The sequence below is a fragment of the Xenorhabdus budapestensis genome (assembly GCF_017743015.1).
Taxonomy (GTDB): domain Bacteria; phylum Pseudomonadota; class Gammaproteobacteria; order Enterobacterales; family Enterobacteriaceae; genus Xenorhabdus; species Xenorhabdus budapestensis.
Genome location: NZ_CP072455.1, coordinates 1608573 through 1621785 on the forward strand (window position 1 = coordinate 1608573; position 13213 = coordinate 1621785).

Here is a 13213-nt window from a genome sequence, read left to right on the forward strand (position 1 = left end):
CCTTTTCTGGCATGACGCCCGGGGCTGTTTTGTCACGTATCAAAGCTATTTTGTCATGTAATCGTGTTTTATTGAAGGAAGATGGCTAATGGTGATTTCAACCAAATTTGAGCGAATCGTTGTACGTTTCCCGGAAAATATCGCGGTGACACAGGGAAACGAAAGCTTGACCTATCGTACCTTGTCAGAGCGCGTTACCAGACTCAGCCATACGCTGCATCATCAGGCTGAGAGTCAGTACGTCATAACGTTGATGGAAGAGAGTATTTCTCTGATAACGGCAGCATTAGCCATCATGAAAACTGGCAAAGTGTTTGTTCCATTATCTCCTAAGTTACCGGAACAGCGCCTTGCCACATTATTGGCACAATTCCGTGGTGCAACTATTATCACTTGCCGTCAATGGTTGCCCCTGCTGGAGCATTTGTCAGAAGATTATTCGCTGGTGCTGGCTGATGAAGTACAGGAAAACCATTCAATTCCTTCGTTATTTGTGGGAGAGCCTGCCAGTACACATAACAACAGTGGTATCCATCATAACAAACCGGCATATGTCTACTTTACATCGGGTTCAACCGGGCAACCTAAAGCCATATTAGGGCGCGAAGACAGCTTATTGCATTTTATCCGCTGGGAAAGCCGTGAACTGAATCTGACGCCCGCTGACAAAGTCAGCCAATTAATAAACCAGATGTTCGATCCTTTCCTGCGTGATATGTTGTTGCCTTTGCTCAACGGGGCAACACTGTGCATTCCTCCTGCCCACGATATTCGTTATTCGCCGCAAGAATTGCTGAATTGGATACGTGAGCAGCAGATCAGCATTACCCACCTTATTCCTTCTTTGTTTCAAGTTCTGCTGGAGTGTCCGCAATCCAGTGATGACCTGCAATCTCTGAGGTATGCCGTTCTGTCGGGTGAAATGCTCAAAGGATCACTGGTAGAGCTGTTTTACCAGCGTCAGTTGCAACACACCCAATTAATCAACCTGTATGGGACGACAGAAACTACACTGGCGAGAGTCTACTATCGTGTTACAGAGAAAGATGTTCAACGTGCGCTGATCCCTGTCGGTAAACCCATAGACGATACCACCATTGTCGTCGTTGATGAGCAGGGCGAAACAGTTCCGGCGGGCGCCGAAGGGGAAGTATGGATCAGCACTCCCTTTATGAGTGCGGGTTACTTGTCAGCCGAGTCTGAAAATAACTTACGTTTTATCACCCCGGAAAAAGGGGAACTGGCTGGTCAGCCAGTTTACCGGACAGGTGATCTGGGACGTATTGATGAGCAGGGGGATCTGATCCTGCTTGGCCGTAATGACTTTCAGATCAAAATCAATGGACAGCGCCTTGAAACGGCAGAGATAGAGAGTCTGCTTGAACAACATCCTGCGGTACAACAAGCGATTGTACAGGCGTTTGAACAGTCGCATAAACCGTCACAAAGTGTGCGGCTGGTGGCATTTATCCGTCTGGCACCGGAAATGACAGTAACGGCAGAAGCATTAGATAGCTATCTGGCCCCCAATCTGGCAGCCGCTATGCGCCCTGCTGACTATCAGTTCTTGTCACTGTTCCCACTGTTATCCAATGGCAAAATTGACCGCAAGGCACTGCAAGCACCAGTTGTCAGCCAGACATACCAAAACCGACAGCATATTGTTATCCCACAGGGAGAACGGGAAACAAAGCTGGCAGCTATCTGGCAATCGTTGTTGCATATCAAACAAATCGGGCGTGACGATAGTTTTTTTGCACTGGGAGGGGATTCCTTACAGGCAATTCGCATGATTGCACAAGTGCGGGAAAAAATGGGGTTGAGTTTGCGTTTTGGTGAACTGTTCCAGCACCCCACTCTTGCCCAGTGTGCAGCAATATTGAATGTTGATGAGCGGTCAGAAGGGATAGCAGAGGAGATAACGGTAATCCCGCATACTGCCAGCTATGAACAGCAGGGTATTTACCTGATCCAACAGACTGCTTCTTCCAGCCCGATCTATAACATGGCCTATGCTGTCCAGTGGCAGGGAGCACTGAATCATCAGCGGTTACAACAATCCCTTGACGCTTTGATCGCTCGTTATGATGTACTGAGAACCAGTTTTCTGATGCAAAAAGGGGATATCATTGCGCAGGTAGCAGAACAGCTTTCTGCCAGCCCGGTTACTGCGAAGGTAATCTGGCAGGATCTGAGCCAGTATGGCTCACAGGCTCAAGCGCAAGCAGAAAACATTATCAACCAATTTGCGACCTTGCCATTTGAATTAACTGAGCCGCCATTGCTACGCATGACAGGGCTGACACTCCGGCCACATAGTCATCTGATTGTACTGGTCTTCCACCATTTAATTGTGGATGACGAGTCAGTGAAACGACTGTGGGATGAGTTACTAGAAAATTACAGCCTGCTGCAAGCAGGGAAAGCACTTGAGATCCAGCCCGCTCGTTATGGTCAACGGGAACATGCACGCCTCCAGCATCAGCGGATCAATGGGACTGCGGGCGTAGCAGCCCGTCAATACTGGCAGCGTCAGTTGGCAGGAACACTACCGCTGATCCAATTACCCTATGACTTTCCGACACCGGCCATACGCAGTTATCAGGGAGGGCGTTTGCCATTCAGCCTGCCCACCGCATTCCATGAACAGATTGATACATTAGCCTATCAGTATGGTGTCACTCCTTATCTGATCTTACAGGCCGGATTTATTGCATTTCTGGCACGTTATTCACGTCAGAGCGACATTCTGTTGGGAACACCCGTTTCCAACCGTCACTACAGTGAGGAGCAACAGCCGGTTGGTCTGTTATTCAACGTATTGGTGATGCGCAATCAGGTTGATACCAGCCAATCATTCGAACAACTGCTGGCCCAAGTTAAATCCACTTTTATTGATGCCATTGCGCATCAGGATATGCCGTTTAGCCAATTACTACCTCTACTAAAAGGCAATTTATTACAAAATAATGGGGAAGATAATCATCATCCGGGGATTTCTCCGCTGTTCCAGACTCTGTTTACCTACCAGAATATACCGGTTACCGGTAAACGAATGGGGGCTGTACAACTTTCTCCGTTACGCCAGTGGGATATGCAAATCGCCAAGTATGAGCTGACACTGGAGATGTGGCGTGAAGAGGGGGAATTACAGGGAATATTTGAGTATGCCAGTGATCGTTTTCTGCCAGAGACGATTTCCCGCATGGTGGAAAACTTCTGCCATTTTCTGCCGCACTTGATCGAACAACCGCAACAGGCCATCGGGCGGGTTTCTCTGCTCAGTCCTGCACAGCAACAGCAATTGGCTGAGTGGAACCAGACTGAACGCCCATTCAGCGATAATATCGGCATTCACCAGCTTATCGAGCGTCAGGTGCAGCGTGTACCAGAAGCCATTGCAGTTGAATTCGGTCAGCAGTCGCTGACTTATGCTGAATTGGATCAGTGTGCCAACCAACTGGCTTATTTTCTGATCCAACAAGGGGTAGGGCCAGAAGTTTGTGTCGGATTAAGTGTCGAACGCTCATTGGAACTGGTGATCTGTTTTCTGGCTATCCTGAAAGCGGGTGGAGTTTATGTACCGATTGATCCTGATTATCCGCTGGATCGCAGTCGTTATGTGATTGAAGATGCCGGCTTGCATCTGCTGGTGACACAAGATCAATTTATGGCACGTTATCAGGATTGCAACCTTCCTTTGTTCTCCCTTGAGACCCTGATGCCTCAACTGTCAGCATTCAGTGTTGAAAATCCACGGGTAGATGTCCGGGCAGAAAATACCGCCTATATCATCTATACCTCAGGCTCCAGCGGCAAACCGAAAGGCGTGCCTATCCGACACCGTAGTGTGTGCAATCTGGCAGAAACAGAAGTTGAATTTCTGGCTGTACCACCGAACAGCCGGATCCTCCAGTTCGCCTCTTTCAGTTTTGATACCTCCATCTGGGAAATCCTGATGGCGTTCTGTACTGGCAGCACATTATTAATGGCTCCCCGTCTCGCAATCATGCCTGGCCCAGATCTGCTGGAACAACTTATTACGCGACGTGTTACTCATGTCACATTGCCTGCATCGGCACTAGCCGCACTGCCTGAAGCTGAATTACCTGATTTGCAGGTACTGTTAGTAGCCGGGGAAGCCTGTGGTGTGGATCTGCTGCATAAATGGGTCAAAAACCGCCGCTTTATTAACTCCTATGGCCCGACAGAAGCAACAGTAGGGACAACCAATGCTGAATTGACGATGGACGATGACCATATTCACATTGGCCGTCCGATCCCCAACTCTCAGGTCTGGATTTTGGATGAATATGGCGCACCATTACCGATTGGCGTCGCCGGTGAACTTTGCATTGGCGGTGTTGGAGTCGCTACAGGTTATCTGCACCGACCAGAATTGACTGAACGCAGTTTTATCCCCGATCCGTTCAGCTCCCGGCCTGATGCCCGCCTTTATCGTACCGGCGATCTGGCTCGTTATCAGGCAGACGGTAATATTGATTATCTGGGACGTATTGACCAACAAATAAAAATCCGGGGTTATCGTATAGAACTGGGAGAAATTGAAAGCGCTCTGCGTCAGCATCCGGCTATTTCTGATGCGGTGGCGATGGTGCGGGAAGATTACCTGAATGCCAGCGCTATAGTTGCTTATATACTCACCCAACCTGATACCACGCTTGACCAGTCACAGATCGAGTCACATTTGGGGGGATCTCTGCCGGAATTTATGCGCCCTTCCTGCTACGTCTTTCTGAACGAATTCCCCCGATTACCGAATAATAAAGTGGACAGAAAACGCTTCCCTACACCGATGCAGCAGGCGAGCGAAGCCATTGTTGAACCCGCTCAGAATGAAACAGAACGGGCGATTATCCAGGTCTGGCAGACTTTATTGGGGCATCAGGCGATTGGCCGTAATACCTCATTTTTTGCCGCAGGTGGGCACTCTCTATTAGCAGCCAAAATGGTAGCTATACTTGCCAGCCAGTTCCGGCTGCATTTCAAAGTCAGCGATGTTTTTATCTGCCGAACTCCAATGCGGTTGGCTGAGAGAGTAGATTCAACAGCCAGTACGGGTTCATTAAATCTGTCTGTGATCCACGATGCACCATTGAGCTTTGCTCAACAACGGATGTGGTTCCTTGACCAACTTTATCCTGATAGCTGTCGTTACCACATCACCAGTATCAAAACCTTTGCCAGTATAAAAACGCTTGCCGGCAAGGAGAATGACGGTAATGTGGCTGAAATTAACGTGGAGGTTGAACGGATACAGAAAAGCGTAAACTTGCTGTTCCGTCGCTATCCGTCGCTCAATCTGCGTCTGCGGATGGAGGGAACCACGCCCCGGCAATATTACAGTGAGCAGTCACCGGACTGCCCGCATGAAATTATTGAAGTACAGAATGAACAGGAGTGGCAGCGGCAGTTACAGCAGCGAGCCGCTGGTATGATGCAGACACCGTTCCAGCTAATTGGACAACCATTGTACCGCCTGTTGCTGGTGACGGATGCACGGCAGGGAAGTGCCCTGATTGTCTGTCTGCATCATATTTTGGTAGATGAACAGGCACTGGCACAGCTTGATGATGAATTACTGTCGCTATACCAGTCAGAAGCGAATGGTCTTCCAGAAGAAAATAATCTGTCAGAAGAGAGCATCCAGCAGGCATCTGTTCCTGATTACCTGCAATTTGCAGCATGGGAGCGCAGCCCTGAAGCGCAACAAATTTGGCATAGCCAATTAGCGTATTGGCGTCAGGTATATCAGCAATTACCGCCAGTGGTGACATTACCTCAGCAATATCATGCACCTGTTGAAGAATCGAAAGCCGCTTACCATCGCCTGCCGCTGTCCATTGAGCAGACCAAAGCGCTGTGCCGGTTGGCACAACAGCAGGATACGACACTGTTTACCCTGTTATTGGCGGCTTTCCAGATCTTGTTGCAGCGCTACAGCAGTGAAGGTGACACAACGGGAGATATCGTTATTGGCATACCTGTTTCTCTGCGTGACAGGCCAGAACTGCAATCGGTTATCGGGCTTCTGCTGAACACCTTAGCGGTACGTCAGAATGTCGATATCAACCGTCCGTTTACTGAATTTCTGTTTGATAGTGCACAGACGCTGAATCAGGCAATGGCTAACAAAGACGTTCCGTTTGAACAGGTGGTGGATGTTGTTCTGCCAGCAGAGAAACGTTCGCTTGCTCCTCTGTTCCGGATCATGTTTGTGTTTAATGCGCACCAGCAACAGGCCAATCAACAACTTCGTACTTACGCTATAGACAGTCAGCTAATAGACAATCCAGAAGCCAAATTCGATTTAACCCTGTTTGTACAGGAAACAGCGGATAACCTGTTATTGTCGGTCGAATATCGTGAGGCGTGCTTTGCACCCGAAATTGTGGCGCAATTGGTGACACATTATGCCCGTTTGCTGGATAGCCTGTGTCGTGCGCCAGACCAGCCTGTCTATCAGTTGGCAATGTTGTCACCACAGGAACGGCAACAGCAGTTGAGTGATCTCAATGCCACAGCACAACCTCTGTTGCACCCGGTGGTGCATCAATGGTTCGAACAACAGGTGTGCAGAACACCACAGGCGATTGCCCTGTGGGAGCAATATGAAACAGGGTTAGCATTGAGTTATGACCAGCTTAACCAACACGCTAATCGGCTGGCGAGTGATTTACTGGCCCAGGGGATTGGTAAGGGTTCACAGGTAGGGATCTGCCTGCCACGTTCAGCCATGCTCGTGGTAGCGATTCTGGCGGTACTGAAAACCGGAGCTGCATATGTACCGGTTGATAGTACCTATCCGGCAGAACGTGCCCGTTTTATGCTGGAAGATGCACAAGTGGCACAGGTGATTACGACTCATGAACAGGCCACTAGATTAGCGTTGCCATCGCATCATATTGTACTGTTGACGCCGGGGCAATTTACCTTAGAACCAGTTACCTTAGAGCCAGTAACAGACAATCAGGCTGTTATCCCCAATCCTGATATTGCGATTTCACCGGAACAACCTGCTTATATTCTCTATACCTCTGGCTCTACCGGCAGACCAAAAGGGGTCATCATTCCACACCGGGGCTTGGGAAACTATCTGCAACATGCCTGTGAACATTATGGTGATCTGACTAAACGGGGAAATACTCTCCATGCCTCTATTTCCTTTGATGCGACGATTACCAGCCTGTTCCTGCCGTTATTACAGGGGCAAACCCTGTTTATCCTGCCTGAAGAGGATGATATTCCGGCACTGGTACAGGCATGGCAACAATTGCCGGATCTGGCAATGGCGAAAATCACTCCCGCTCACCTGGAACTCTTAAGCCAGCAATTATTGCCGGAACACGCAGGCCGGATACCACTGCTGGTGATTGGTGGAGAAAGCCTTTCTGCCAGCGCATTGCGTTTCTGGCGGCAACATGCTCCGCAGGTCAGGATCATCAATGAATACGGCCCGACGGAAGCCACCGTGGGCTGCTGTATTTACGACATACTGGCCGGAGACGTAAAAGGGGATGGTGCACTGCCGATTGGTCGTCCGATAGCTAATACCCGGCTTTATCTGTTAGATGAGTGTCAGCAACTGGTGCCGTTCGGTTCAGTGGGTGAACTGTACATTGGTGGGGCTGGAGTGGGTCTGGGCTATTTCAATCGTTCTGATCTGACTGAAAGCCGATTTATCACCGATCCTTTCTTTCCTTTATCACAGGAAAAACTCTATCGGACAGGAGACTTGGCGCGTTACCTGCCAGACGGAAATTTACTGTTCCTCGGTCGTAAAGACCAGCAAGTTAAACTGCATGGCTACCGGATTGAACTGGAAGAGGTCGAAGCTCAGCTTGCAGCTTGTCAGGGCGTTGCTCAGGCGGCAGCAGGTATGCGGGACATTTATGGACGCCAGCATCTGGTGGCCTATTTGGTGATGAACACACCTGCTGTGGCAGATCTGGAAAATGTGCGGCAGGAACTGAATCAACGACTGCCGGTACATATGTGTCCTACCCAATGGATCTTGCAGGAAACATTACCACTCACAGCTAACGGCAAAATTGATCGTAAGGTTCTGACACAAATCCCTTTAACTGAGCAACTCCGTCACACTATTCGCCGGATGCCGGTGACGGCACTGGAAAAACAACTGACAGAAATCTGGCAACAAGTGTTGGATCAGGAAAATCTGGGGATTGATGATGATTTTTTTGTTCTGGGAGGAGATTCCATTCTCAGCCTGCAAATAGTGTTCAGAGTACGGGAGATCGGTCTGCGGATCGCGCCGAAAATGCTGTTTGATTATCCTACTATTGCGGGATTAGCCGCTGTAGTGACACAAGTAAATAATGTTGATGGCAACGCTGAGGACAATACTCAACCCGTGCAGGGAGAATACGCTTTACTGCCAATTCAACATTGGTTCTTTGCACATCATCATGCTAATCCGCACCACTATAACCAGTCTTATCTGTATGCACTGGAGGAGGGAACCGACATACCACTTCTGGCGCGGGCACTGGCTCTGGTGGTCAATCAACATGATGGCTTGCGCTCTCGTTTCGCATTGGCAAACGGGTATGGGCCGGGGTATGGGCAGATAGGAGAACCTGTTACAGACTGGCAGATAGAACAATGTCAGATCACAGAAAACCCGGCAAGGGAAGCTCTGGCACAGGCTGTTGCTGAACGTCAGGCACAATTGAATATTGAACATGGTCCGTTATTAACCGCAACCCATTTTATTACCACAGAAGGGGATTATCTGCTGCTGGCAGTTCATCATCTGGTGATAGATGGTGTTTCATGGCGCATTATTACGGAGGACTTAAGTTATTACTATCGGACATTACTGGCAGGGGAAAACCCGCGTCTGATGGCAAAAAGTGCCTCTCTGATTGAGTGGTCATCTCACCTTGCGGATTATGCTCAATCTGAACAGTCACAGGATGAATATCATTTCTGGCAACAAAAACTGAATCAAACTGTACTTCCGCTGCCCTGTGATCGGGGAGAAAAACCTTTCCCCGGCTTAGTTAAAGAGTCGGCTAAATACCGGTTAGCACTGGATCTCACAGCCACCACAAATCTGATTCAGCACACCGGACACGCCTACCGTACCCATGTTGGTGACTTGTTACTGGCAGCGCTGGCAGCAACACTGCAACGCTGGAGTGGTTCTGAATTACTGCATGTGGATATGGAAGGACACGGACGGGAAAGCCTGCATGAAAATGTGGATGTCAGCCGGACAGTCGGCTGGTTTACGGCCATTTATCCTCTGTTGCTGTCACTACCTGCATCTTGTCCGCCTGATCAACTGCTCCAGCTTGTTAAAGAAGCGGTGCGTCAGGTGCCTTATAGCGGAACAGGTTATGGCGCACTGCGCTATTCCCGCTATACCCAGACATCCACCAATAATCAGTTGCCCGTTATCCCCGCGGCAGATGTCTGCTTCAACTATCTGGGACAATTTACCCGTACCTTCCATCAGACACCATTACAGGGCGCTGAGGATATCGGACTGGCGCATCGTCATGCGGCGGATAACTCAAGGTCATATGCGCTGGAAGTGGATTGCTACATTGATGAGGGACAATTGCAGATAGAGTGGGGGTATAACCACCAGTGTTATCAGCATGAAACCATTGATAAGTTGGCAATGGCGATGAAAGAGCAGATTATCCGGCTGACTGAACATTGTATGGCACAGACTCAGACCACTTACACACCATCTGATTTCCCGCTTACCCGTTTGAATGCCGAAACATTGCGCCAGTTGCAGCAACGGTATGGCGTGATGGAAGATATCTACCCGTTGACTTATACCCAAGAGGGAATGCTGTTCCACTCTATGGCTGGGCAAGGCAGCGGGCTGTATCACGAACAGTTGTGTTTTACTTTATCTGATAAAAAATCTGATGAGAATCAGTCTTATGGTGTGGATATTACCCGTCTACAGCAAGCATGGCAGCAGACGGTGGCTTACTATCCTATCCTGCGCAGCCGTTTTGAAATGAGCCTTGCCGGTGAGCCATTGCAAATCGTGATGCCTCAGCAGGAGCTGGATTGGCGGCAACATGATCTACGGCTGCATAATCCGGCTGATGTGGAACAGCATCGCCAAAATTTGTTGGCGGCAGATCTGGCGGAAGAGTTTATACCGGAACATGGTGCGTTATTCCGTATTACCGTACTGCAACTCCCGGCTGAACAAATACAACTTCTGTTCAGCCATCATCATGCCATGCTTGATGGCTGGTCAGTCAGACTGTTATTAACAACGGTTGAGTCCTTCTACTATCGTCCGGCTGATATCTTGTCACCTGCTCCGGCATTTAAATCCTTTATTCGCTGGCAACAGCAGAGCCGTAAAGCATGTCAGGATTATTGGCAGGCGCAATTAGCTGATGTCAATGCAGTAACACCGCTGCCCGCGGCTCACCCGGTCAGAACAGCCAGTCAGTTGAAACAGCGACATTCATTTAGTCTGTCTACAGAACTTTCCGGTCAGTTGGCAGAAACCGGACGTCGTCACCGTTTAACCATCAGCACCCTGATTCAGGGGGCATGGGCATTACTGTTACAACGTTACAGCCAGCAGGATGAATGTCTGTTTGGCATGACAGTATCCGGCCGTCAGGCAGAATTAGCCGGGATCGATAAAATGGTGGGACTGTTAATCAGTACATTGCCTATTCATATCACCAGTCATATGAATCAACCCGTTGTCAATTGGCTGAGTGCCATTCAACAGCAGCAGCGGGAACATGAAAAATTCAGTGATATCTCGCTGGCGGATCTGAAATCCACTTGTGGTCTGCCGACATTTGATACCTTGCTGGTGTTTGAAAATTATCCGCAATCCGGTGCACAGGAAAACCTGTTTCAATTCACACAGGCCACGGAAAGCACGAATTACCCATTGGTATTGGTCACGGCGTTCTCTGACAACCTGCATGGCGAGCTGGTCTATGACACGGGTCTGTATGATGCAACTATAGTAGCTCGTCTGGCAGAGCACTTTATCCGCATTCTGACCCAGTTAATGAATAATATGGCTGGTGTGTTGACAGATATTGCATTACTGGATCAGCAGGAGAAACAGCAATTGCTGACCCAATGGCAGGGGCCGGTATTGCCGATTTTTGCGGGTAATGTGTATAGCCTGTTTGCCCGTCAGGTGCAACGTTCTTCCCAACAGATTGCCGTGATTGATGGACAGAAGCCAGTCAGTTATGCGGAATTGGAGCTGCAGGTTGAACAGATCAGCCTCCGCCTGCATCACAGTCAGATTCATGCGGGCGACAGAGTTGCGCTCTATTTGCCACGCAGTCTGGATTATATCGCTGCCATGCTGGCAGTCAGCAGAATGGGGGCTTGTTATGTGCCAATTGATATCTCTTACCCCCCAGAGCGGGTCACTTATTTGTTGTCTGACAGCCAAAGCTGTCTGGTGTTGACCCATCAGGCGTTGGCTGCGGCTCTTGTTCCTGAAATTGCTGTACTGGCATTGGATCAGGAACCAGAACCTGTTCCGACGTGTTCTTTATCGCAACAATCTTTACCGCCCGTGACTGATGATGAAAATGGACTGGTATATCTGATTTACACCTCCGGCTCTACAGGAATGCCGAAAGGCGTCATGATTGAACATCGTAGTCTGATTAACTACTTGACCGATACCTGCTGGCGTTATCAGGTAACTGAGAATACCCAAAGCTTGTTCCATTCATCCGTCAGTTTTGATGCCACATTAACCAGCCTTTATCTGCCTCTGTTGCATGGCGGCACCATCACCGTGATACGGGATGATGCGGATATCGCTTCAATGGCGGAGATATTACAGCAACCATTACCACAGTCCTCATTACCACAGTCCTCATTACCACAGTTCTCATTAACACAAAAGCAGGGTGGGCATCTGTTGAAAATCACGCCTGCCCATCTTGGCATTTTGGGGGAATATCTGGATGCTGCCGCGAAATCCCGTGTCCATTCATTGGTAATCGGGGGAGATGCGCTGAGTTGTGAAACAGTACAGGAATGGCTGACTGATGTAGCAGATATTGGTGTGTTCAACGAATATGGCCCCACAGAGACGGTTGTCGGGTGTTGTGTTCATCGTGCAGATAAACATCAGGACTTACAGGGCACGATGCCGATTGGTCTGCCAATCGCTAATACCCGCCTGTTTGTACTTAATGAAGATTTGTCTCCAACCCCATTCGGCATGGCAGGAGAGTTGTATATCGGTGGATTGGGTGTGGCAAGAGGTTATTGGAATCGCCCTGAATTAACCGCAGAAAAATTCATCACGATATCAATTCCACAGGGGGGCATCTCACAAGAAGGTATGTCACAAGAGGAAGTGCCACACGAAAAAGTGCGGATTTATCGCACAGGAGATCGGGTCTGCGCCTTGCCGGATGGTGAATTGCTCTATCTCGGTCGTTGTGACCGACAAATCAAACTGCGTGGCTATCGTATTGAACCGGGAGAGATTGAATCTCAACTTATGCAGCATCTCCACGTTCAGCAAAGTGCTGTGCTGGCTTATTCAGGACTTGCTAATGCTGACAAACCGGGCGAGATACAGCTAATAGCTTGCGTGTCCCTTAAATCAGCAGCGAAAGCCAATGCTGTATCTTCAGAGCCATTTTCAGGACAGATGTCAGAACAAATACTTGATTTTCTCAGCAGACAATTGCCCACGCATATGCTGCCGAGCGCCATTGTACTGTTGGATGAGATGCCTCAAACCACGAATGGCAAGATTGATTATCAGGCTTTGTTGGTGCGTTTGCCGGAATATTTGTCTGAGTTGCAGCAGAAAGCATTACAGCAGAAAAAACAGGAGGGCAGCGTTTTACATATCCCGCAAACACCGCTGGAAAGCCGTCTCAGGGATATCTGGAGTGAGGTACTGCAACAACAACAGATTGGATGTGACCAGAATTTCTTTGCTTTAGGAGGGCACTCATTACACGCCTTACGCATTGCTGCCCGTATTGAACAGCAACTGGCAGTCAGGATCTCTCTGGCTGAACTTTTGCAATGCCAGACAATTAAACAGCTTGCTCATTTACTGGAGTCTCGTATGACCGGGGGAGATAGCGTTCGTCACAACACGAGCTCTCATAACACAAGCCCTCAAAACACCATAAAACGTGTCGCACGGGAACGGAAATAAAGAACGATA

At 49.0% G+C, this 13213-nt stretch carries 1 protein-coding gene; it reads left to right on the forward strand.

Going from position 1 to position 13213, the window contains the following annotated elements; translation table 11 throughout:
• Positions 1-88: 88 nt before the first annotated feature.
• Positions 89-13204: a non-ribosomal peptide synthetase gene (locus HGO23_RS07605; protein ID WP_209028462.1), complete on the forward strand. Its 13116-nt coding sequence runs from the start codon at positions 89-91 to the stop codon at positions 13202-13204.
• The last annotated feature ends 9 nt before the right edge of the window (positions 13205-13213 follow it).

Excerpts from the sequence above, each read along its gene's own strand:
- HGO23_RS07605 (WP_209028462.1), top strand. The coding sequence starts at position 89 with ATGGTGATTTCAACCAAATTTGAGCGAATCGTTGTACGTTTCCCGGAA.